General features: G+C 49.0%; 19 protein-coding genes and 2 tRNA genes. 10 read left to right on the top strand and 11 right to left on the bottom strand.

Features of this window, described 5'->3' with window-relative positions; all coding sequences use genetic code 11:
• The first annotated feature begins 333 nt into the window (after positions 1–333).
• Entirely contained in the window at positions 334–1,239 is a 906-nt protein-coding gene (locus tag HMPREF9431_RS04440; protein WP_004379951.1) for a DUF6261 family protein, read from the top strand.
• Positions 1,240–2,196: 957 nt separating this feature from the next.
• On the opposite strand, the gene HMPREF9431_RS04450 is transcribed toward HMPREF9431_RS04440, so the two are convergent.
• The 3 genes from HMPREF9431_RS04450 to HMPREF9431_RS04460 all read right to left on the bottom strand — a co-directional run bounded on the left by HMPREF9431_RS04450 (position 2,197) and on the right by HMPREF9431_RS04460 (position 10,117).
• Positions 2,197–3,108 (bottom strand): glycosyltransferase family protein, encoded by a 912-nt coding sequence (locus tag HMPREF9431_RS04450; protein WP_004379955.1) that lies wholly within the window; start codon positions 3,106–3,108, stop codon positions 2,197–2,199.
• Between the two features lie 96 nt (positions 3,109–3,204).
• A complete protein-coding gene (tamL, locus tag HMPREF9431_RS04455; protein ID WP_004379956.1) occupies positions 3,205–5,502 on the bottom strand; it encodes a translocation and assembly module lipoprotein TamL in 2,298 nt (765 codons plus the stop codon).
• A complete protein-coding gene (locus HMPREF9431_RS04460) occupies positions 5,492–10,117 on the bottom strand; it encodes a translocation/assembly module TamB domain-containing protein (protein WP_004379957.1) in 4,626 nt (1,541 codons plus the stop codon). The genes tamL and HMPREF9431_RS04460 overlap by 11 nt, the downstream gene beginning before the upstream one ends.
• A gap of 515 nt (positions 10,118–10,632) precedes the next feature.
• Here HMPREF9431_RS04460 and HMPREF9431_RS04465 point away from each other — a divergent pair.
• The 7 genes from HMPREF9431_RS04465 to HMPREF9431_RS04495 all read left to right on the top strand — a co-directional run bounded on the left by HMPREF9431_RS04465 (position 10,633) and on the right by HMPREF9431_RS04495 (position 14,186).
• Positions 10,633–11,118 carry a membrane protein gene (locus HMPREF9431_RS04465; RefSeq protein WP_025070832.1) on the top strand — a complete coding sequence of 162 codons (486 nt, stop codon included), beginning with the start codon at positions 10,633–10,635 and terminating at the stop codon, positions 11,116–11,118.
• Positions 11,119–11,126: 8 nt separating this feature from the next.
• On the top strand, positions 11,127–11,735 hold the full coding sequence (gene recR / locus HMPREF9431_RS04470; RefSeq protein WP_004379959.1) for a recombination mediator RecR: 609 nt from the start codon (positions 11,127–11,129) through the stop codon (positions 11,733–11,735).
• Between the two features lie 20 nt (positions 11,736–11,755).
• On the top strand, positions 11,756–12,202 hold the full coding sequence (locus HMPREF9431_RS04475; RefSeq protein WP_004379960.1) for a hypothetical protein: 447 nt from the start codon (positions 11,756–11,758) through the stop codon (positions 12,200–12,202).
• A 12-nt stretch (positions 12,203–12,214) separates the two neighbouring features.
• The gene (locus HMPREF9431_RS04480) at positions 12,215–13,402 is read left to right on the top strand and encodes a glycosyltransferase family 2 protein (protein WP_004379961.1); all 1,188 of its coding nucleotides are present in this window, start codon (positions 12,215–12,217) and stop codon (positions 13,400–13,402) included.
• A gap of 23 nt (positions 13,403–13,425) precedes the next feature.
• Positions 13,426–13,941, top strand: coding sequence for a GNAT family N-acetyltransferase (locus HMPREF9431_RS04485; RefSeq protein ID WP_004379962.1), 516 nt, complete (start codon positions 13,426–13,428; stop codon positions 13,939–13,941).
• Between the two features lie 73 nt (positions 13,942–14,014).
• Positions 14,015–14,088 (top strand) — tRNA-Asp (locus tag HMPREF9431_RS04490).
• Positions 14,089–14,112: 24 nt separating this feature from the next.
• A tRNA-Asp gene (locus HMPREF9431_RS04495) sits at positions 14,113–14,186 on the top strand.
• Between the two features lie 478 nt (positions 14,187–14,664).
• On the opposite strand, the gene HMPREF9431_RS04500 is transcribed toward HMPREF9431_RS04495, so the two are convergent.
• Positions 14,665–15,765, bottom strand: a complete 1,101-nt coding sequence (locus tag HMPREF9431_RS04500; protein WP_004379963.1) for an FMN-binding protein — start codon at positions 15,763–15,765, stop codon at positions 14,665–14,667.
• Positions 15,766–15,862: 97 nt separating this feature from the next.
• Here HMPREF9431_RS04500 and HMPREF9431_RS04505 point away from each other — a divergent pair, with 97 nt between their 5' ends.
• Positions 15,863–16,234, top strand: coding sequence for a DUF488 domain-containing protein (locus HMPREF9431_RS04505; protein ID WP_004379964.1), 372 nt, complete (start codon positions 15,863–15,865; stop codon positions 16,232–16,234).
• On the opposite strand, the gene HMPREF9431_RS04510 is transcribed toward HMPREF9431_RS04505, so the two are convergent.
• From HMPREF9431_RS04510 to HMPREF9431_RS04540, 7 genes are all read right to left on the bottom strand, one after another.
• Entirely contained in the window at positions 16,231–16,857 is a 627-nt protein-coding gene (locus HMPREF9431_RS04510) for a LysO family transporter (RefSeq protein ID WP_004379965.1), read from the bottom strand. The two genes, HMPREF9431_RS04505 and HMPREF9431_RS04510, sit on opposite strands and share 4 nt — an antisense overlap.
• A complete protein-coding gene (locus HMPREF9431_RS04515; RefSeq protein WP_004379966.1) occupies positions 16,847–17,131 on the bottom strand; it encodes a LysO family transporter in 285 nt (94 codons plus the stop codon). The genes HMPREF9431_RS04510 and HMPREF9431_RS04515 overlap by 11 nt, the downstream gene beginning before the upstream one ends.
• Positions 17,132–17,603: 472 nt before the next feature.
• Positions 17,604–17,870, bottom strand: coding sequence for a PqqD family protein (locus HMPREF9431_RS04520; protein ID WP_004379967.1), 267 nt, complete (start codon positions 17,868–17,870; stop codon positions 17,604–17,606).
• A gap of 16 nt (positions 17,871–17,886) precedes the next feature.
• Positions 17,887–18,351, bottom strand: coding sequence for a S24/S26 family peptidase (locus HMPREF9431_RS04525; protein WP_004379968.1), 465 nt, complete (start codon positions 18,349–18,351; stop codon positions 17,887–17,889).
• Complete coding sequence (locus HMPREF9431_RS04530; RefSeq protein ID WP_004379969.1) at positions 18,348–19,232, bottom strand: hypothetical protein; 885 nt, start codon at positions 19,230–19,232, stop codon at positions 18,348–18,350. The genes HMPREF9431_RS04525 and HMPREF9431_RS04530 overlap by 4 nt, the downstream gene beginning before the upstream one ends.
• Before the next feature lie 64 nt (positions 19,233–19,296).
• Entirely contained in the window at positions 19,297–19,728 is a 432-nt protein-coding gene (locus tag HMPREF9431_RS04535) for a hypothetical protein (RefSeq protein ID WP_004379970.1), read from the bottom strand.
• A 50-nt stretch (positions 19,729–19,778) separates the two neighbouring features.
• On the bottom strand, positions 19,779–20,642 hold the full coding sequence (locus HMPREF9431_RS04540; RefSeq protein WP_004379971.1) for a sigma-70 family RNA polymerase sigma factor: 864 nt from the start codon (positions 20,640–20,642) through the stop codon (positions 19,779–19,781).
• Positions 20,643–20,965: 323 nt separating this feature from the next.
• Between HMPREF9431_RS04540 and HMPREF9431_RS04545 the strand changes: the two genes are divergently transcribed.
• Positions 20,966–21,347: transposase (locus HMPREF9431_RS04545; RefSeq protein WP_004379972.1), on the top strand; the 382-nt coding region annotated here is incomplete at its 3' end.

Here is a 21,347-nt window from a genome sequence, read left to right on the forward strand (position 1 = left end):
CCGGACGGGCGTTCCCCAAATGGGATGAAACTGTCCCGTGTTCCGGACAGGCATTCCCCGAACGGGATGGAGCTAACCCGTATTCCGGACAGGCATTCCTCGAACGGGATGAAGCTGTACCGTGTTCCGGCCAGCTGTTCCCCGAACAGGATGGCGCTAGCCTGTGTTCCGGACAGGCGTTCCCCGAACGGGATGGAGCTAGCCCGCGTTCCGGACAGACATTCCCCGAACGGGATGGAGCTGTAACGTGTTCCGGACAGGCGTTCCCCAAAGAAGAACCTATGGGCCGAGGGTGGTTCGGCCTTCATTCATAATCAAAAAAAATTAATCACGATGAAGAAAATCAAAGGTTTTGACTTGCGAGGCCTGAACAACGGCGCGCATTTTCAGTTTATGAAAGCGGTGACCGAACAGTTGGCCACCGAGACGGAAATCAACAAAAATGCGGTGGCCAAAGCGGCTGTCGAGGCGTTGGCGGCGAAGTTTAAGGCGGAAGACGAATGCCTGTCGATTTCGCAGAAAAATGCCGAGAGCGATGCTATCGCCGAGAACGATGCGTTGCGCGACGCCCTGTTCATGGGCTACAAAAAGGCGGTGGGGAGCTACGTCAAGTTCCCCGTGGCCGAGAAGGCTAAGGCTTCGAAAACGCTGATGCAGCGCATCAAGGATTACAAGATTGACCCCGACATGCAGTTGGAGCGCGAGACGGGGCTCATCACCAACTTGGTGGCCGACTGCGAGGGCAAGGATGCGGCGGCGGTGGCGTTGCTGAACCTGACGGATTATGTGGCGCAGCTCAAAGCGGCCAACGCGAAGGTGGAGTCGCTCATCAAGGCGCGCAGCATGGCCAAGGCTCCGCAGGTGGCTGGGGCGCTGAAACAGGCGCGGCGTGCATCGGACGAGGCCTATCGGCGTATGGTCGAGGTGATCAACGCATTGGTGTCGTTGGGCATGGCCGAAGGTTTCGACACGTTTATCCTCTACCTCAACGAAACCATCACGCGCAATGAGCAGGAGGTGCTGCCGAAGAAAAAGCCTTCGGAGGATAAGAAGCCGGCTGACGGTAAACCGGGTGACAAGAAGCCGGGTGACGGTGGGAAAACACCCGGTAGCAAGAAGCCGGGCGGTGATGCTGCAAAGCCGGGTGATGGTGGCGACGGCAAGGATAACCCCGGTGATGGTAAAGACAAGCCGGGTGGCAAAGGTCAGGGCGATGCCACGGTGACACCCAAATCATAACTTGTTTTAAAACAAATGGCGTCATCCACGGTGATGCCAAAAGAATAACTTGTTTTAAAATAAAGGACGTCATCCACGGTGGCGCCCAAATCATAACGATACACACACTTTTTTATTTTAAGTAATGGGGGCGGGAGTGCGCGATGCATTTCCGCCCCCGATGTGTGTGGAGGGAGGACATTAAAAAGCAATGTGGTGGAAAAAGTACAACCCCCAAGGGGGGTAGCCTCATCCCTTACATCATTACCCAGGGTAGGCTGCGTTACACTTGCCAACCCTGCGCTATCGAAAGTATAACCCCGATGGGGTAATGGCGCACCGCGTGGTTTGGTGGAGTTTGGTAGGGGCGGTGCCTATGTGCCCGCCCGCGTCGCTCCACAAGGGCGCATCCATCGTTAAATTCCCCGCACACAATGCGTGTATTTTTGGTATGGAAACGCCGCTGCGCGAACGTTCGGGCGGGCACACAGGCACCGCCCCTACGGTTTCGTTTGGGGATTACGCGTGGGTGGTTGGCGCCGTTTGGGTAGATTACGTGTGGGACGGTTAATGTCGTTTGGGGGATTGCGTATGAGCGGTTGATTTCGTTGGGGGGATTGTGTGCAAATGGTTATTTTATTTGTGTGGGATTGCGTGGAAAAATATGATGGAGATTGGTAGGGGCGGGGCCTGTGTGCCCGCCCGTGTCGCCCTGCAGGGGCGCATCCATCGTTAAATCCCCTGCACACAATGCGTGTATTTTTTGTATGGAAACGCCGCTATGCGGACGTTCGGGCGGGCACACAGGCGCCGCCCCTACAGTTTCATTTGGGTAGATTGCGTGTGGGTGATTTTGTTTGTTGGTTGGTGAAAACGGTGCACAGCATCGACCACATTCCCCAGTAATCGCCTTGGCTAAAAAAAGCAGGCATCCCGCGATGGGTGCCTGCTTTTTAATGTTGGTTTGCCTCCAGCGAGTTAGAACAAACGCTGTGGATAAACGCCTTCTTGCACCAACTGCGCAATCTTGGCCACTACGCCGGGACGATCGGCCGCATAAGTCACGCCAAACCATTTGCTGGTGGTGTCGAGCACCTTCACTGTGGCTGTGCCATCGACAATGAGCTTGTTGACCATCAGAGGAATGAAATATTCCGACTTGAGGTTTTGCATGTTCTTCGCATCGGCGAGGAATGCTTTGAAATCGGCTTCGCTATGGTCGAAATAATCGGGTGTGAAGCCCCACACATTCATCGAAACGGGCGTGTTGTCGGCAATGCCCACCCACTGGCCTTGCTCGTCCTTATATTCGATGGTTGTGCCGTGGCGTTCAACCTCGGTGCGCTCCACAACCGTTGTGAGATTGCCCTGCGCGTCGGTTGCACACACACCACGTGCCACAGTGCCGTTGTCGCTCAACGTGTTGCCCACGCGGAAACCCACCATGGCATAGCGGTTGCGGCTGCCCTCGGGCAATGAACTGAGGAATTTGCCCATCACCATGAAGCTGTCGCGGTTGTAGAAATCGTCGCAGTTGATGACGCAGAAAGGCTCTTTAATCACATCCTTGGCCATGAGCACGGCATGGTTGGTGCCCCAGGGTTTCTCGCGACCTTCGGGAACACGGAAACCTTCGGGCAGTGCATCAATGCTTTGAAAAACCAATTCGGCAGGAATATGCCCTTCATATTTCGACAACACCTTTTGACGAAACTCGTCTTCAAAGTCTTTGCGAACGACGAACACAATCTTGCCAAATCCTGCCTGAATGGCATCGTAAATAGAATAATCCATGATGGTTTCACCGTTAGGACCTAAACCATCGAGCTGCTTGAGCCCGCCGTAACGGCTGCCCATGCCTGCAGCTAAAAGTAATAATGTTGGTTTCATTTGATGATATTGAAAAGTTTTAATATTGACGCAAATGTACGGCTTTTTGCCGAGAACAACCGCCTGTTTGCTTTATTTTCTTCTCGGCAACTGCAATTAGAAGGGCAAACCAATGGCAAAATGCAAGCTCTGGGCATCACGGAAATGGCTGATGTTGTAGAAACCATTCTTGAAAGGCACGTGCAGTCCCACACCCCAATCGATGCGCAACACGAAGAAGTCGAGGTCGTAGCGCAGACCTATGCCCGTGCCTAAAGCCAACTCGCGCAATGCGTTCTGCAATTTAAACTTGCCTCCGGGACGATGGACATCTTCGTGCAAAATCCACACGTTGCCAGCATCGAGGAACACGGCTCCATAGAGCTTGCCAAACAACCGCGGCCGATATTCTAAATTGCCCAACAACTTGAGGTCGCCCGTCTGGTCTAAATAAGAGACGGTGGCACTGGTGGGCAAAAAAGAACCAGGCCCCACGCTGCGTGTGGTGAAAGCGCGCACACTGTTGGCGCCTCCCACATAGAACTGCTCGCTCCAAGGTGCGCCCGACGAATTGCCATACGACCAAATGATGCCTGCGCCAACATGTGCCACCAGCTGAGATTTGTCGGCCACGCGCCAGGTTTTCCGATACTCAGCCTCGAGCTTCAGAAACTGTGCATAGGGGTTCTTAAACATTTCTTTGTCTTTGGTGCTCCAGTCCTTGCCAGCCACCATATAACCCAACGACAGCACATTGCCGGCCTCACTCGCCGTCACCTGAAACCAAATGGGGTTATAAAGCTGTTTTGGGCTGGTGTAGAGATAACTGTAGCGGAACCTCGGGATGAACTGGTCGCGCATAGACACCTGCAAATAGGGCGTGGAGGCCAGCAAAGAGACAAACTGCGGCGTGCGCGACGACATATAGGCATATTCAATGCTCAGCGGTGTCCATTGGTGCATCGAGGTGGCTGAGGTTTGAAACGTATAGGTGAGCTCGCCCGAAACAATGTGGCGTTTGAAATAGCCTCCGCGACGAACCACCACAGACGAGGCCTTGAGCAAGGTGGTAGGCACCGTGTAGAAATGGCGATGATGCAACATACCCGGGAAGATGAAACGTGGTATCTCTAACGAAGCATCGCCACCATATTCATAAGTGTGGGTGCGATCGGATGCGCCACTCGGTGTATGTCCCGTCTGCCATTCATAAGACCCCTTGAGATTAATATCCAACTTCTCGCCACCCCGAAAGGCATTGCGCTTGGTAAAGCCCAAAATCAGCCCCGGTCCCATGCGCCCACTCGTGCGACCAGAATAGTTGGTCTCAACATACACGTCGTATTTCTTGTCGAATAGGCAATTCAACGCCAAGTCCAACGTGTCACACTGCGCCGTAGAGTCGCGTGGTGTGAATTGGAAATCGACAAAGCTAAACAAGCCATTGCTAGAAATCTTGTCGGACGATTCCATGTACTTGTCATAGCTAAACACCTCATTGGGGCGCAACTGCAAATCGTGGAGAATAATGCGCGGGCGAATGGGCGAACGTTTGCCATTGAAATGCACCTGTATTTTCTTCACCTCCATCGTATTACTGAGGGGCTCCATAAACTGCTTACGCAAATTCAGGTCGACACGGCCAATATACCATTTGCGCAAAGCTCTGGCTGGAACAGAATCAGCTAACTGAAACTTCAACTGCACTTTCGTTGGAACGCGCAATGTGTCGGCCAAATAAGAGGCATAGCCCGGTTGATAATAGTAGTAGCCATTGTTGCGAAAAAGATTGCTAATGCGCGTGCGTTCGGCCTCGAGTGCACTTGCATCAAAAGCATCGCCACGCTTGATTTTCCTCGCCGTGCGAGTTGTGGCTAATAAACTGTCGGCCGAAGCAGGAAAATTTTCATAGGAAATGCTGTCCAAGGTGAAGAGTGGTCCGAAGTTGATTTGATAGCCTATCTTTGCTTGCTTTGGATTGCTTTGCGTAAGTGTTTCATATCGTACGGTCCCCTGAAAGTAGCCATGCGATTGAAGCACCAACTGCCCCACTGATGCACGTAGCGCAGGATTGACCCAACTCATCAGCACGGGTCGTTTGCCAAACGATTTCGCAACCCATTTTCCTAATGGGCTTGTGGAGGTTGAAAAAGCATTCCAAATCCAGAGCGAATAAGGAAATGGTGTGCGATAATAAGAACTGCCTAACAATGCTCCATTGGGTGCACAAGCCAAAGCCGCTTCCAATTCATCGCGCGTAGCCATGAAATGGTCGTCGCGCTGCTGAGCTACATATTTGATTTTATCCAATCCTACATACAGTTGGTCGCCCTCGGGAATATACTTTGTCGTGGAACAACCCACGAAAAGCAAGCTCACCAAGACTACTACGATGCTTGCTTTCTTATTTCTCATTCTTTCCTTTTTCATTTTGTTTTAACTGATTTTGCAAAGCAGGAATTTCTTCCTTGGGCTCTTTAAAACGCAACAGATCGCTGAAATGCGACAACTTGCGCCGCCAAATGAAACCTGCACCATAAATGCCCGTATTGCCTTCGAGCCAATCATAACTATCACGGTCGTAGAACAAACGCAAATACTGCGTAGAAGCCTCATTCAAACGATATTCAAACGACACATTGCTAAAGATGTTCTCATTCTGATTGGGGACATCGCTACCCGTGGAAACCTTTCCGCCCACAATGATACGCAAGCGATTATTCCAAAAGCGCTTGGCAAACTTAAATGAATAGTCGGTGTGCTGTCGGCCGGTCGCATCCGTGGTGTTATCCATGCCGAAACTCAAATCTAAGGTGCGCAAAGCATTACCCGCAATACCATTAATCTGACTTTGCAAGAACGAGCTGAGCGCAGAGTTCATCGAGAAGCCGCGCGTGTTACCATCTACAAGATACATACCCGTGGTCAACATCGTCACCGCCACTTTTCCTCGTGCTTCTGTCCCCATTGTATTCAGTTGGTTTTGCACTTCCAAATCTTCAGGTGCATCAATGATAAAGGCCAATCCCATATCTTTTAATGTTTTTGTCAATTTCACACCACAGTCGAAATCGACACTACGCCCCACGCCACCACTGCTCGAAACCGTGGCTTTCATGGCTTCAGTAGCCGTGATATTGAGTCGCGGATTCATGGGATCGCCATTGAATTCCACGTAACTGCCATCGTGGATGGTGAAAGTCTTCAACGGAATCACAGGCAAAGAATATTTCATTTCGCCGTTATTCAAGGTATAACGCCCACGCAACCTAAGATTGTCCACTGCATTATATTGCATGCGCAAGGTGCCGCCACCCGTTAAATCAAGATAGTTTGACTTGTCGGAGTTGAGCGCGCAAAGCACATGAGCCGCTTCATCAACACCCAACACCACGTCCATATTAAACCCATTGAGCTCCGGACGCTTCACCACTTGCGCCTTGTTGTCCGTAAAATCAGTGAATTTCACCAGCCCTTCTAACTTGTCATCCGTGCTAATGGGCGAATCGCGCAGCACATAGGTTAAATCAGATGCGCCCAACACATCTACTTTACCACGCATCGAAAGATTATCCAACGGACCACTCAACGAACCTATAATATTCACAAACGCTTTGCCATAGGCCTCCGACTGCACACTCTCCTTGGCATCTATCACCAAGAAATTAGAAGCCTGCATGCGCACGTTCATGTTCATATTCGACGGATTAGAGAAATCAACATAGCCCGCCATCACCAATGGGCTGTCGTTATGGGCATACATTTGGAAGTTCTCCAACAATAGCCGACTATTTGTAATGGTCACAGGGTCGTTATCAAAGCGCAATTCAACACCATAAGGCTGGCTCACCAAATAGGCCGAATCAAGATAAACTTCGCCCTGCACCTTAGGCTTATTCAGCGTTCCTTTCACGCTAACCCGTCCTTCTGCAAATCCTTTAAAGCCTACGATTTGCCTAGGAATAAAACCATTTACAATGCTCAACGGAAGCCGCTCTAAATTGCATTGCGCATCCAAAGCGCCACCCCCACGTGCGTGATAAGATCCACTCAACGTAGCAATCTCACGCCCATTTTGCGTAAGCGTTCCGTCAATTGAATGCGTACCATCGTCAGAAGGCATATACACAAACTCTGCACCGATGTCGCCCATGGCACAATGTTGATAAACGAGTTTATCAATCGTCATATCCGAAGATACCGAAAGCTCGTGCTTTGTTTGGATGATATGGTAGTCTCCATTCATAATTCCCGAAACATCGGGCGCATAAGGAAGCACCGACAACAGGCCATGGAGATTGAAATTCTGCAACGAGACGGTGAGGTCTTGCAACACCTCATGATTATCATCGTTCGTATAGACTTGCACACCCATGCCATCCTTCGATTGCAACTTCAAATTGGCCGAAACACGCTGGTCATTCCCCAAGAACACATAATTGCTATCGTTCACCTCAAAAGTTTTATAGCCCAAGATGGGTGCACCATGCTGCAAACTGAAGCGCAATCCATGTGGCTCCATTTCGGCATTCAGCGACACATCTATTCCCAATCGGTTTTGCGCATCATAAACCCGCGGACGAATGAAGGTGCCGCGCGCATTCAGCTGCCCATCGACCACACCACGGAAAACATACTGCGGATTATGCTTATTATTGATCACCTCCGCATGATAAGTAAACTCGTCATGATCCGATTGGAAATGCACTTTAGCAGTATCGAACTGCATGCTATCGACAATGAGCGAATCGATGTGCACATCGCCGTTGAGCCCCGTTTCGCGCGACGAAACCATATTGATATTGGCACGCGCAAACTGATAGCCATACTTGTTGAGCAAATGAACGAAGAAGTTGTCCCGCCCCGTCTGCAACACGAGCGTGGCATTGGGCAGGCGCTCACGCAAGGCCACTTGACTAATGATTCGCTTCTTAAATTGGCGCTGCAATTCGCCCACAACACCTTGTGCCTGCGCCAACAATCGTTCGTAATGGCTCTGACCATCTAAAGCCAAACGGAAATCGCCGCTATTCATCACGGCATGCGTAGAACTCGGCAGCGAACGAATGTCCAAACTAATGTCGCCCGGTCGATAAATCTTTTGATTGTCGACAAGGGTAATGTCGCTCACAACGCCTTGCACCAAATGCCGGTTCTTAAAGTTCGACGTTACATCGACATGCGCACAAAGAGACGTTGAGAAAGGTGTTTTGAAAAAGCCAAGATGATAGAGATCGACGGCAGTCAAATCGGCCGAAACAGTACCTTTGAAATCGCGCGGGGTGACCAACGCATCAAGCTGAACACGACCCTTGGCCAACGCATTCTGACTATTGAGGACGGCATGCACCCTACCCTTTTCGAGCACCACATCGGCAGCCAAACGATTGAGCCGGTAGCGGTCGTATCTGAAGTCAACGACATGTGCCTTGGCTTTCAAATACGTGCGTGGCGAAAGCATATCAAATCCGGCTCCCGCAGCCACCACATCGCCCGTGAAAGCGTGGAGCCCTTTTTGGCGAACGAAGTCTTGAACGGGGAAGCGAAGCGCCATCAGATTGGCACGATAGGCCTGCCGCCGAACATCAAACGCTACGTTGCCACGAAGGCTACCCAAGCCGCTGCGAAGGGTGAACTGCGAGGCATAGCGCGAAGCGCGCACCGACACGTTGCCCTGCAAGACCATGCCATTGGGCAGCGAAACGTTGCGCGCAAGCTGGGGATTGAATTTCACGAGCAACGAATTGAGCTGATAGGTGTTGAGCTTCAGGCGCACATCGGCACGCAACTTCTCGGGCGCATCGACATGATAGAGCTGCCCTGAAGTCTGCAAGGCAAAATGGGGCGACATGCGGAGCGACAGCCTGCGCAACGCAACATGACGTAAATTGCCCACGGCATCGAGCACGAAATGCAACGGCTGCGGCGGAATAGCCCGCCACACATGCTTGGGCAAGTAGGCTGCGAAAGGTTGCAAATCTCGCTTGCTGACAGCCCCCTCCCCTTTCAGTATCATGCGTCCGGGCTGCTGTGTCGCGAAGGTGTTGAACGGAAATGCGAGCTGTGCTTGCAGTTGCGAAGCACCTAACTTGAGCCACAAATCGGGCAAACGGAGTTGCTCGCCATCGAGCTGCACATGCCCACGAAGCTGCGTCACCTGCAAGCCACTCTGCTCTCGGAAGGCCGCATGACGCACGCTGAGCGACAAACGGGGAGCGGCAAACGACAACGAATCGATGCCGAGCCCCACCGCCGTGAGCCGCACATGCTGATAGTCAAAGCCCTTGACAGCCGGAGCATAAGGCCGCAAATAGGACAACTGCCCACCACGCCAATCAAAACGTTGCACCGCGTAGCGCGCTTTATCTAAATCGAAATTGCCACCACGAGCCGTCACCTCGCCCAACCGCACGCCCACGCGCATGCTGTCACCCGGCATGTGCACCAGCACGTCGGACTGCAAAATGCGCAGGTCGTACACCTTGATTTTCCAAAAATTCCGACTCTTCGTGGTATCCTCCTTGGCCGTGTCGTTGAGTGCCACATCCACCTTCGCGCCCTTCAGTAACGCCGCATTCACCACGACATTTTGCCGCGCTAAATCGATGCCGCGAGCCCGAACCACCAACCGGTCGAAATGTCCCTGCACGCGAGCTTGACGGATGAAGTGCACAGTGTTGAGCGTCACGTCGTGCAACGCCAGCTCACTGACATCCACCTGCTTGTCGAACAGCGGCCACAGCGCCACATTGGCCACCACGCTGCGCGCCATCAGCACCGTGTCGCGCACCTGTGGAAGCGAATCGTTGGGCTGCAAGGCCTGCACCTGCTCCAAACACAAATCGAGCGGAAAAGCTAAGCGCACATAGCCCACCGTCACCTGCATGCCCGTCTTCTCGGAAGCATAGGCCGCCGCTTGCCGCACCGCCCAGTTTTGAAATGGTGGAAAATAGAACAGGGCTGCCAGCAGGCAAAAAACAACGATGGGGGTGGCGACCGCGATGGCAGCCCACTTGATTTTTTTTCTCATACGCGCGCTTCGTGCATTAAATATTTTGTTTCGTTTTTAAACCTTTCATTTCGGCATCCTGGGTGTGTCGCCAAACGCTTGGCGTGTGCACCGGAGCGGTTGGAAAGCACTTATCCCATGCGCCCCTAACGCCACCCGCGCGAAATGCGTTGCGAAAATAAAATAAATATGTGGATCTTGCAAATTATAAGCCAACAAATGTGCTTTTGTCTGCGAGCCTCTTCCCACGGCAACGGGAATTTTTATTTCTCGTTGGAACGACCCTCAATTGGCACGAATGTGAGTCAACATGGGTTACCATCGATCTCATCGACATTGAATTCCAACGCTGGGGCGCATAAAAAGTGGGCTGCGAAGGGATTTGCGCAAAGCAAAGGCAGCAATATTTTGCAAGCTGTGTTTTTTTTGCTACATTTGCAATGCTTTTTCGCACGCCGCGCACGGTCTATGTCTCTGAGACGGGCGAAAACAGCCTCACAACGAGCAGAAATCTCAACTTAAATAAAGAAAAGAATATGAAAAAGAAAATGATGACGTTGTTGCTGGCCATGGCCGCAACATTAGGTGCACACGCACAATTCGAGGCAGGAAAAGTTTATGCTGGCGCATCGCTCACGGGACTCAACTTGAGCTACAGCGGTTCGAGCGACCTGAACTTGGGTATGCAGGCCAAATTGGGCTATCTGCCCGTTGACAATGCCATGCTGTTGGTTGATGTCGATGTGCAAGCCAGTGCCAGCAAATTGGTGCCCAACCGTTTTATGATTGGTGGCGGCGGCCGTTACTATATCATTCAAAACGGCCTTTATTTGGGCGCGAATGCCAAGTTTGTGCACACCAAGAATTACAACGATTTCATGCCGGGCGTGGAGCTGGGCTATGCGTTTTTCATCAGTGAAACGGTGACCATTGAGCCTGCGCTCTACTACGACCAGAGCCTGAAGAACCACAGCGACTATTCCACTGTGGGGCTGAAAGTGGGCATCGGCGTTTATCTGTAAAACGGATGATGAACGAACAATATCCTTCGGCCTTATTGGAAAAAGCCGTGGGCGAATTTGCAAAGCTGCCAGGCATAGGGCGCAAGTCGGCCCTTCGCCTGGTGCTTCATCTTTTGCGCCAGAGCGATGACGAGGTGGATGGTTTTAGCCAGGCGCTTACCACGATGAAGCATGGCATTAAGCATTGTCGCGTGTGCCACAACATCAGCGACACCGACATTTGCCCCATCTGCGCCGATGAGCGACGCGACAGCAGCCTCATCTGCGTGGTGGAAAACATTCAAGACGTGATGGCCATCGAAAAGACGCAGCAGTTTCACGGCCGCTATCATGTGTTGGGGGGCATCATCTCGCCCATGGATGGACTCGGACCTGCCGACCTCGAGATTGACAGCTTGGTGGAGCGCGTCAGTCAAGGGGGCGTGAAAGAAATTATTCTTGCACTGAGCTCAACGATGGAGGGCGACACCACCAATTTCTACATCTCGCGCAAGTTGCAGCCCTTCGATGTGCAGCTGAGCATCATTGCACGCGGCATTTCGGTGGGCGACGAATTGGAATATACCGACGAGGTGACGCTCGGACGCTCAATCCTCAACCGCACCCCTTTCAAATAACCACGCTTTTTTACGTTCAAATGAAAACATTACGCACACAATTCATCACCGTCATGGCACTCACGCTGCTGTGGATCATCCTCAACGAAAACGATGTCTTTGAATGGGTGGGCACGGCGCATCGCTTCGTAGCCGCCGAATTTCTGTGCGCCACGCTCATGGAACTGCTCACCATTTGCAGCATTCCCGTGGCACTGCGCCTGTTTAAATTCCGATGGGTGCAGCAACACATCAACCGCCAACCCGCCACCGCGCAACGCAACTACTATCGTTGGGCATTGATGCGCCAAAGCTGGCTGCAGCTGTTGCTCGTGGCCAATGCCGTGCTCTACTATCCGTTTATGAACGTGGCATTTGGTTATATGGGCATCATTCTCGGCCTCTCGCTGCTGTTCGTCTTCCCCACCGAGGAGCGCTATCAAAGCGAATACAAAATGCTGAGGCAAACCAACGAACCAGAAAAATAACCCTCGCGCAACATGCTGTTATCGGTCGTCATCGTCAACTACAACGTGAAGTTCTATCTAACGCAATGCCTCTGGGCGCTTCAGCAAACGTGCGGCGTTGCAAGCATGGAAATCATCGTTGTCGACAACCATTCGACCGACGGCAGCATGGATTTTCTCAAACCGCGTTTCCCCAACGTCCATTTCATCTCTTGCCAGCACAACTTAGGCTTCGCCAAAGCCAACAACATCGGCATCCGCCAAAGCCAAGGCGAATATGTGTTGCTGCTCAATCCCGACACTTTCGTGGGCGAGCACACATTGGCCGACGCATTGGCCTTCATGCAAACGCATCCACAAGCCGGATGTGCCGGATTTCGTATGCGCAAAGCCGATGGCAGCGTGGCAATGGAAAGCCGCCGTGGCATCCCGACGCCACTCACAGCCGGCTACAAAATGATGGGCTTGCATCGACTGTTCCCGCATCACCGCCACTTTGCTCATTACTATTTAGGGCATTTTCCTTGGAACGAGGCGGCACAAATAGAAGTGGTCAGCGGCGCATGTATGTTGCTTCGCCGCAAAGCCCTGCTACAAGTGGGTCTGCTCGATGAAGATTATTTTATGTATGGCGAAGATATTGAGCTCAGCTATCAGCTACTGAAATGCGGTTGGCAAAACTGGTATCTCCCACTCGACATCCTCCATTATAAAGGCAAAAGCACCGCGCACACCTCCTTTCGCTACGTGCATGTGTTCTATAAAGCCATGCTCATCTTTTTGCGTAAGCATTATGCTCGAATAACTTGGTTGATTAGGTTGCCCATACAGCTACTCATCCTTGTAAAAGAGTGCATCGCCATGTTGCAGACAGCCAGGCTTTATATCAGCAAATATTTCAATCTTTTTCCTGTAAAAAGGGAGCAAAAGTGCTATCTTTTCATCGGAAAAAAAGATATGATTGCCGAATGTAAAACGTTTGCAGCTGCCAATGCACTGCATGCGCAATTCATAGAACAAATGGCAGAGGTGCCGTATATAAAAGTCATCGATAGTACGAATGAAGGCAAGAGACAAGTTATTGTGGTTTATGACACACAATGCTTCACCTACGACACCATTTTGCAACAGATGCATCGGCTGCAACAGCTTGGCTACATGCTTGGAACTTTCCGCAACCACATTCTCCTCACACAAGACGAAGCAATCTGCACCCTATAATGTTGCACTAAAATAAAGACTGCATGATGAAACAAGTTAAACTCAGGGCGATGGAACCCGAAGATTTAGAGTTGCTCTACGAAATAGAAAACGACACCAACCTTTGGCCAATCGGCGCCACCAATGTACCCTACTCGCGCTATGTTCTCCACGACTACATTGCACAAGCTTCGGCCGATATTTATACTGACAAGCAGGTGAGGCTCATCATTGAAACAGAAAGCCATCACACCATTGGTCTCATTGACCTCGTCAATTTCAATCCGCAACACAACAGGGCCGAATTAGGAATTATCATCAAGAAAGACTATCAATATCAAGGATGGGGCACCTTAGCGCTACAACAACTCATCGCCTATGCCACAACAACCCTCCACTTGCATCAAATCTATGCAATCGTTGCCGAAACGAACATTGCTTGCTGCCATTTACTATTGAAACAAGGATTTCAAAACCATGCAACATTGCAACAGTGGCTCCATACAGACAAAGGCTATCAGGATGCCCTACTCATGCAACTTTTTTTAGAAAAAATGTAGTAAAAGTTTTGGAGGAATAAAATATTATACTACCTTTGCAACCGCAATTCAGAATGAATTCCCAAATCTTTTTGGTGCGTTAGTTCAGTTGGTTAGAATGCCTGCCTGTCACGCAGGAGGTCACGAGTTCGAGTCTCGTACGCACCGCAACTCATTCTCATTGCACTCTTTGGTGCGTTAGTTCAGTTGGTTAGAATGCCTGCCTGTCACGCAGGAGGTCACGAGTTCGAGTCTCGTACGCACCGCAACTCGTAGTGAAAGCTATGAGTTTTTTTGTGCCATATAAAAATAAGGCAAACCATAACACGATTCTTTCTCTTTAGGCTTGCTATATTATTTGCTTATCCCCACTAAATCTACAGAACTGCAACTCAAGTGAGTCTGTCTTTATATAAAAGAAAAACAGCCCCGGAATCACTTCCAAAGCTGTTATATCTTGTGATTGAAATTTTATTGAAAAACGACGATCACTCGCCAAGTCATCCAACAATCTTAGTCTTTACCTTTAAAGTCTAACACCTTTCGAATCACATGTTTTAAACCTAATAACTAAAAACCTAAACAATCTATTAACCTTTTGTGCTTGCAAAGATAGTACTTTGTTTTTTAGACTCCAACATTTTAAATGCTTTTTAGCATAAAATTTGATTTTTATTGATTTACATCAAATACAAACAGTGATGTCATCAAGCCGCTTCTGATAACGAAATATGCAAAAAGGGACTATAGCTTGGAATTTTGTGCCACTTTAAAAAGAGTTCCTGTGGGGCAAAGGAAACGACAATATGGGCGAGGCACAAAGAAAGAAAGTAACAGGAATACAATCCCCAGCACGAGGACGCTCCATGAGGCACTTTGAATAATGAAAGCCGAAAAGACTTCATAATCCATCCATTTAAATGTTACATCAAGCAGCATGAGCATGAGCAAAACCGCCCAAAGAATTTCCCGGAAACGACTCAGCGCCTGAGCAACTTCGGTCGACATTCGCCAATGGTGCCGCTTATTGATTTTCCCGGCCAGTTCCTGCAACGAGCCACACGGACAAATGTTGGTGCAATAATAGTTTTTCTTTCCAAACAAAGGATAGATGAAGGCCGTAACAAGCATCATAATGGGTATGAGCGAAGCCCACACATTCACACCATTAGCCAAATAGCCCACCATGAGTGCGTAGGAGATAAAAGTGCCACACCAAAATCCCAATACGGCGACGTTGAGCACTAACTGTAGTGTACGATAATTCTTTTGATGGATGAAGAGCGGCAAGATTGCTGCCATCAACACCACAATCAGGCCGAAAGCGGTTTTTATGTCAAGATCCATCTTCTCCCAAATGCTCTTTTCGCATGTGCTCTTTGCAGCAAAAGCCAATCCTTGTTCAACATTGCCAATGATTGCCTTCGACGAGAACGTTGCACCACTCACCGCATCAACTTTCATTTGTTGCGCTTCAGCGATTGTCTTGCCATTCCAGGCAGCCAACAGACGGCTGGCCTCGTGAAAGAATTCGGGAGTCTCGTGATTCTTTTCTGCAACAATTTTTGCCACCTTTTTATCTTTAACGTAAATTTTCAGAGGCACAGGCCCACCGTATCCCGTGATATTTTTACCCAACTGCACCGTGCGGATGACCAACGTTCCATCGGGCAAACGCTGCAAGGTATCGGCAACGGTGCTGCACTGCACCACATTAGATGCCTGGCTACGCATCTGCATTCCAAATAAGCGTCTATCTCTCACCACAGCCAAGGTGCCCATGATGATGAAGCATGCAAACAGTGACAGCACCTGAGCCATTTTCTTGTTCTTTATATTTATCATATCTTACGCCATTAATTGCGGCACAAAAGTATAAAGAAAAACATTTTTTAAACACGCCAATCCACTGCTTTTAATATATATTAGTAACTTTGTTGCCATGAATACAGTTAGCATTAAAAGAGTTTACGAACCAGAGGAAGCCACTGACGGCTTCAGAATTTTAATCGATAAACTGTGGCCGAGAGGCATGGCGAAGGCAAAAGCGGACATTGCTTTCTGGGCAAAGTTCATGGCACCCTCGACCGCACTTAGAGAATGGTTTGGTCACAAACCCGAGAACTTTCCGATGTTCACACAGAAGTACACTGAAGAACTAACGGCCAATCCCGAGACAGAAAATTTCATCGCACTTTGCAAAAAGCAACTCAAGGAAAGCAATGTCACGTTGCTCTATGGCGCGAAAGACGAGGTGCACAATCAAGCAGTTGTACTCAAACATTTCATCGAGGAAAAACTCAAGACCACTTAAGAGCAGAAGAGTGTGATGAGCATGGGGATGCTGATTTCCAGGATTAACCCATGGAAGACAGCCACAGGGACAATGCGCTGATCGCCCGAAGCATGAAGAATTGACGGCAAACAAACATCCATTGAGCCTATCCCCGCTGTTGAGATGGCGGCCAAAGAACCACCTTTCCTCGTCAGCACCTGACAGGAAAACAGCGACAGAAGCTCACGCGCCACATTGGTCAACAAGGCAATCGTAGCTAATTGCGTCGCAGCTGTGGCTCCCACCGCAGCCGTTTTCAACTGCGCAATCAGCACCGACGAGAGCGAATAGTAGCCAAAACCGCTACCCAAAGCCATCACATCGAACATGCTTTCGTGATTAAAAAAGAAAAAAGCCAATAAGGTGAAAAGCAAAGTTCCCGTGATGGTGAACAAAGGTAAGAACAGCATTTTGACATCAAGAGAGCGAAACATAGCCGTGAGGTTGTCCATTGCGCCAACCCCGATTCCCACTTGAAAAATCAACGCACAAAGCACCAACATGGGCAACGATTCGTTGTGCATCCAATGCGGTGCGACGCCGCTCATGCCAACAACAATTCCGCCGACCAGCGCTAACAATAACGACAAATTACTTTTCATTTTCCCTGTCTTTTTTGTTGATAAAACGATTGAACAGATAGCCTGCGCCAAAACTCCCAATCATGCCCAACACGGCGATGACAACGGCCTGCCAACCGAAATAGCCGATGCCGCGCAACAAACTGTGATTGGAACCAATGGAAATGCCAAATACAAAGAGCAACACTAAAACCGTGTAACGCTCGGTCTTCTCAACAACCTTGATGTGGCGCACATTGCGAAACACATAGCCAAAGACGACCCCTATAAATAAAACGATAAGTATTCTAAACATTTTCTGTGATGGGAAACTCCCGCAAAGGTATAAAAATGCAAGAAACTTGCAAAACTTGTATCCAACTTTTTCACATCCTTTGCTATTCCTATTGATTTATATCAAAGAGGCAAGCCCCATTTCAGCGCTTTACAATTATGTGGACCAACCGCACCCACCCCCAAACGGACGTAATGGAATGGGCGTGGAAACGGTTTAACGCACACCCGATGAAAGAAAAACTAAAAAGAAATGAGATTTTCGCATTGCGTTTTAACAGCATTCGAACAACAAAAGACTTCTTCGTTGACTAAACCAACCTAAAACGGAAAACAGCTCTGTGCTTGGAAAAGGCCATCATAGCGGCGGAGTTCCCGCCAGCTTCCACCTAATTGGGGAAGTGCTGTCGGGAACTCCCGACGATAAAAACCTGATTGCGAAGAAGCTGTCGGGAGTTCCCAACAGCTTCAGTGCGTAAAAGTGTGCCACTACCCTACTCAATAATTCCAGCGTCGCGCCAAACTTTTATCAGTTGCGCCACATCGTGCTGCGCCTCATCCATGGCAACATCATATTCCTGCATCAGCAAGTCAACAAGTTGTTCGGGGGTGAATTCTTTCCCCTGCACTTGCTTCCACAGGTAGGCCGACGTTTCGTTCATACTGATGATATCGCTAAAATCAATATTCTCTTCACCCTCGGCTACGATGATGTTTTCGCCGCACACATTTCTGAGATTAAAACCTTTTTTTGTTTTCATATCCTAATTTTCTTCGTTAAAGTGCTCCAAAATATTTTATCCAAAAACGGCGATAAACGCCCAAAAGAAGACGACGGAAAGGGCGAAGATGCACCCAGATTGCAGAGTAAATGCGCCATTTGCGCCCATCGATGCGATCCAGTGCCGTGCGCCCTTTGCGATAAAATCCCACCACCGAAGCACGGACATCCTCGCGTCGGCAATATTCGTTCGCAAGGTTTCCATCGCCACAGAGCACCACGCGGTCGCCATGGATGGCCACAATGCGATGGAGCACATAATGCCCCGGCTGCACTTCGGCCAAAACAGGGTCGCCTTTCTTGATGTGTTGCACCTTTATTAACAGCGCTTTGTCACGCCCGTTTTCTAAAAAAGGACGCATGCTATAGCCTTTCAGGGGAAGCGTCACGGTGTGCCCTTCGTTTAACATCTTAACTACTTCGGGCAGTAATTGTGCATTCGAGAAGGTCTTTTGCTTCATTTTTTCAACGTTTGGTAGGATAATTCGGCCGCAGCTTTATCGGGGCGACAATGCAGTGTGCAGATGGGAACAAGCTGGATAAACTTGCTTACCACATTGCAGATGTTATTGAAAATAGCTTCATCCCATTTCATCGACGAGCACGAGGGCAGCAACGATGCGAAAGCCTGCACCGTGGGAAGCCGATCCAACCGATTTTCATCCGCCCGCTCAATACGCGTAATGGCGGCCAATTTTGCTTTCCGATTGCGGTAACAGGGTGTTTTTCCGCTCCACGGACTACCATAGATAAAGGGTTTGCCATCCACAATGCGGAGGATGGGGTTGTCGTCGTTGAGCAATTCGCTTCCTGGAATGTGGGTCAGCCACAGCCCCACGTGCGTGCTCTTTCCCGTGCCACTTTTTGCAATAAAGGGATAACCATAAGCGCCGTTTTGCACCGTTGAAGCATGAATCAACAAGGTGTCTTTGAAACTTCCGGCAAAGGCCATCGCCAACATTAAAACGTTGTTCAGGCCGAAACAGCGCTTGTGCTTGTCGCCATAAAGCGCACAACGATATGCTGTGAATTGCGTTCTCGTGAGCAACCGGGCGCAAGTGTCGCCCTCAATATCCTTGATGATAAATTGATAGTTGCCGTCGTTGATCTTATCCACCACCGTATCGCCATTCCCGGTATCAAAAGTTCGAATGGGATGACACGCCGCCGCATCAACCGTCTCTAACGTTCGTTCAATGTTAAGCGTGAAAAGCAATTCGCGGGATGGTGCCGCCTCGCAATAAAAATTCCGGCCAGAGGGGAACATCTCGAACAACTCATGTAATGCGTAAGACGACTTTACGCATAAAACATGTTCGGCAATCTCAAAATAATAATCCATGTTGCACTAAAAATGCGGAACAACAATAAAGCTATGGCGGCACGAAATCCACCGCTTTTCCATGCTATTTGGTCGCCGTTTCTTTCTCGGCAACAACGGGGGTATAGCTAAATTCTTCCGGCGTAAGATACTTGATGGTGTAGGGTACGGCCCCATTCTTCTTCGTGCGCCGATTAGCCAGCATCAGATAACGACTGCGCATGCGCTGATATTTCTTCTCCAATGCGGCACGCGAGGTGGCCCAAACCGTGACACAAGTGGCATGAGAATAACCCTGCGCGGCCAAATAATCACGCAACTGATTGGAATATTCTTCGCGCCCATACAAAAAATTATGTCTGTCAATCTCGGCTTGAACTATCGTTTGCAAATCGGTGAAATAGACTATGGAATCATTAAAAGAAGCTGCAAAGCCATAGAGATATACGGCTTGTTTTCCTGCATAACTGGCCACACTGCAAAGAAGCAAAGCCATTAAAAAAAATATTTTCTTCATGTTTTCTTTATCCTTACTTTTTATATCTAAACTATCTTTTTTGTCTTTTATTACCCCAAATAGGACTTCAAATTTTTATTCTTGGTGCTATTACGCAATTTTCGAATAGCCTTTTCCTTTATCTGCCGCACGCGTTCGCGCGTTAATCCATACTCAGTCCCAATCTCCTCCAACGTTTTCTCGCGCTGGTTTATGCCAAAAAAGGCTTCTATGATTTTACGCTCTTTCTCACTTAATAGGCTCAACGCTGAAATGATCTCTGCACGCAACGATTCTAAAACAAGGTGCCTATCGGCCATAACGGCAGCCTCATTGGGCAAAACGTCTAACAAGCAGCTTTCGTCCTCACCGCCTGAGAATGGTGCATCAACCGAAAGCTGATGACTGTCGTCATGAAGCGCATCAAGAATTTTTTCTTTCGGGAGCCCCACCCTATCGGCAATCTCGTCAAGATTGGGACGTCGCTCATTTTCTTGTTCAAAGCTATTCAGCGCACGCCGCACTTTATTCACCGAATCTATACGATTTGAAGGCAAACGTACAATTCTGCTATGCTCGGCAATCGCTTGAAATATACTCTGCCTAATCCACCACACTGCATAAGATATAAACTTAAAACCACGCGTCTCATCAAAGCGCTCTGCCGCACGTATCAGTCCTAAATTTCCTTCATTGATTAAGTCAGAGAGCGCCAAACCTTGATTTTGAAACTGTTTGGCCACCGAAACTACAAATCGCAGATTGGCACGCGTTAATTCTTTTACGGCTTCACGATCGCCCTTCTTTATTCGCTGTGCGAGCGCCACTTCCTCCTCTGAAGAGATCAAGTCCTCATGCCTAATCTCTTGCAAATACTTATCAAGCGAAACACTTTCTCGGCTCGTGAAAGATTTCGTGATTTTCAGCCGTCTCATTAAGCGTTAATCTTTTAAGAATTGCACAAATGTACTATGTTTTTAGATTTCTCGCAAATATTTTCCTGTTTTTTATTCAAAAAGTTCTTTTACATTGCTGTTCTTTCCCCACTTAGACGCATTGCATTCGCCCACATGGGGTAATCAAACACACCACTCTTACCGAGTTGCTTCCCTAACTTTCCCCATGATTTCCCCAATCGCACTGTTATCATAAAACAAAATGATGGAGATTGCCACACAAAAACGGTAGTGTCTAAAAAAAGTGTGTAAGCTCGACATAATTCTTATCTTTGCATTAAGTAATAAAAAACAACAAGAATATGGAACTTACACAAGGACAAATTTCGGAAATTATTTCGAATTACACAAGTAGCAGTGAAGGTTTTGTCACGCTTCAATCGTTGATTATGAATTCTTTGATGGCCCATGAGCGCGAATTATTCGTCAAAGCGAATAAAAATGAGCAATGCAATGGCTTTCGTCCTCGTCGTTGGTATTGTAAGGGCTATACGTTCGTCTTGCGCATTCCACGTAGCCGTAGCGGCAATTTCTATCCCGTACTTTTAGGGATTATTCGTAGCGAATGTGAAGAGCGTGCTGCCTTGGTTTATCAACTTTATACCAAGGGACTTACCACCGAGCAGATTAGTGAGGTGATAGAGACGGTTTATGGTCGGGCTTATAGCAAACAGCAAATCTCTT

This window comes from Segatella oulorum F0390, from assembly GCF_000224615.1.
GTDB lineage: Bacteria > Bacteroidota > Bacteroidia > Bacteroidales > Bacteroidaceae > Prevotella > Prevotella oulorum.

Bases quoted from the DNA above. Each gene is read 5' to 3' on its own strand.
- HMPREF9431_RS04440 (WP_004379951.1), top strand. From the start codon at position 334: ATGAAGAAAATCAAAGGTTTTGACTTGCGAGGCCTGAACAACGGCGCG.
- HMPREF9431_RS04450 (WP_004379955.1), bottom strand. From the start codon at position 3,108: ATGAAACCAACATTATTACTTTTAGCTGCAGGCATGGGCAGCCGTTAC.
- tamL (WP_004379956.1), bottom strand. From the start codon at position 5,502: ATGAGAAATAAGAAAGCAAGCATCGTAGTAGTCTTGGTGAGCTTGCTT.
- HMPREF9431_RS04460 (WP_004379957.1), bottom strand. From the start codon at position 10,117: ATGAGAAAAAAAATCAAGTGGGCTGCCATCGCGGTCGCCACCCCCATC.
- HMPREF9431_RS04465 (WP_025070832.1), top strand. From the start codon at position 10,633: ATGAAAAAGAAAATGATGACGTTGTTGCTGGCCATGGCCGCAACATTA.
- recR (WP_004379959.1), top strand. From the start codon at position 11,127: ATGAACGAACAATATCCTTCGGCCTTATTGGAAAAAGCCGTGGGCGAA.
- HMPREF9431_RS04475 (WP_004379960.1), top strand. From the start codon at position 11,756: ATGAAAACATTACGCACACAATTCATCACCGTCATGGCACTCACGCTG.
- HMPREF9431_RS04480 (WP_004379961.1), top strand. From the start codon at position 12,215: ATGCTGTTATCGGTCGTCATCGTCAACTACAACGTGAAGTTCTATCTA.
- HMPREF9431_RS04485 (WP_004379962.1), top strand. From the start codon at position 13,426: ATGATGAAACAAGTTAAACTCAGGGCGATGGAACCCGAAGATTTAGAG.
- HMPREF9431_RS04500 (WP_004379963.1), bottom strand. From the start codon at position 15,765: ATGATAAATATAAAGAACAAGAAAATGGCTCAGGTGCTGTCACTGTTT.
- HMPREF9431_RS04505 (WP_004379964.1), top strand. From the start codon at position 15,863: ATGAATACAGTTAGCATTAAAAGAGTTTACGAACCAGAGGAAGCCACT.
- HMPREF9431_RS04510 (WP_004379965.1), bottom strand. From the start codon at position 16,857: ATGAAAAGTAATTTGTCGTTATTGTTAGCGCTGGTCGGCGGAATTGTT.
- HMPREF9431_RS04515 (WP_004379966.1), bottom strand. From the start codon at position 17,131: ATGTTTAGAATACTTATCGTTTTATTTATAGGGGTCGTCTTTGGCTAT.
- HMPREF9431_RS04520 (WP_004379967.1), bottom strand. From the start codon at position 17,870: ATGAAAACAAAAAAAGGTTTTAATCTCAGAAATGTGTGCGGCGAAAAC.
- HMPREF9431_RS04525 (WP_004379968.1), bottom strand. From the start codon at position 18,351: ATGAAGCAAAAGACCTTCTCGAATGCACAATTACTGCCCGAAGTAGTT.
- HMPREF9431_RS04530 (WP_004379969.1), bottom strand. From the start codon at position 19,232: ATGGATTATTATTTTGAGATTGCCGAACATGTTTTATGCGTAAAGTCG.
- HMPREF9431_RS04535 (WP_004379970.1), bottom strand. From the start codon at position 19,728: ATGAAGAAAATATTTTTTTTAATGGCTTTGCTTCTTTGCAGTGTGGCC.
- HMPREF9431_RS04540 (WP_004379971.1), bottom strand. From the start codon at position 20,642: ATGAGACGGCTGAAAATCACGAAATCTTTCACGAGCCGAGAAAGTGTT.